Consider the following 1068-nt stretch of genomic DNA (forward strand, 5'->3'; position numbering starts at 1 on the left):
TATTTCACTCTCGGTCTAAATAAACGATTGTTTTGATTCTGTTCATCCACATGTGCACTGATCCCTACGATACGTGAGGATAAAAAGATCGGTGTATACAAATCGATCGGGATATCCAGTAAATAAAACACCGGTGCAGCATAGTAATCCAGATTCGGATACAGTCCTTTTTCCCTCTTCATCACTTCTTCACCAATGACACACATGTCATATAATTCTCGGTTTCCTTTTTCTTCAACGAGTTTTAATAAGGCTTCCTTCATTAATAACGCACGTGGGTCCATTTTCCTCATATATACACGATGCCCGAATCCCATAATTCGTTCTTTATTGGCTAGCTTTTCGAGGATCATCGGTTCGATTTTTTCTTTCGTTTCTGCCTTCAGCAGCATGTTCATCACTGCTTCATTTGCTCCACCATGTAACGTTCCTTTTAGAGAAGCCACAGCACCAGTTAAAGCTCCATAAATATCTGCTTGTGTGGAAGTGATCACTCTAGCAGCAAACGTAGAATTTGGCATTTCATGTTCACTGTACACCATCAATAGCTGATCAAAAGCTTGAATCTCACTTTCTGTTGGTGTTTTTCCAGTGATCATATACAAAAAATTGGCACTATACGATAAGTCTTGTCTTGGTTCGATAAAAGGCTGGTTCATTTTAGCATGATAGCTGTTTGCCACGATATTCGGGACTTTTGCCAACAATCGAATGGCTTTCTCTCGAGTGGAAGTCTGTGTGCGGTTTTCAAGATCCTCTTCATACCCCGCTAAAGCGGAGATGCCTGTACGTAGTGCATCCATCGAATGCATTCCTTTTGGAAGAAGTTTAAAGATAGAGGAGAGACTTTCTGGGAGTCCATATTCTTCTTTCAGCTTCTCTTCTATTTCCTTCTGCTGTGCATCATCTGGTAGATAACCATCTAATAATAGAGAAATAAGATCGACATACTTCACATTTTTGGCAAGTTCAATTAGATCATAACCACGAATGACAATCTCCTCATTTTCCACATCTAAATAGGAGATATGGGTTTCGCTTGCTATGACCCCCTCTAAACCGGGTACA

1 protein-coding gene is annotated in these 1068 nt (G+C 40.3%); it reads right to left on the bottom strand.

The features are described 5' to 3' along the window. Window positions 1-1068 (bottom strand): citrate synthase (gene mmgD / locus Q5Y73_RS24605; protein WP_305994565.1); only part of this gene is annotated, 1068 nt, incomplete at both ends.

The sequence above is a fragment of the Chengkuizengella axinellae genome (assembly GCF_030730905.1).
Taxonomy (GTDB): Bacteria; Bacillota; Bacilli; order Paenibacillales; family KCTC-33759; genus Chengkuizengella; species Chengkuizengella axinellae.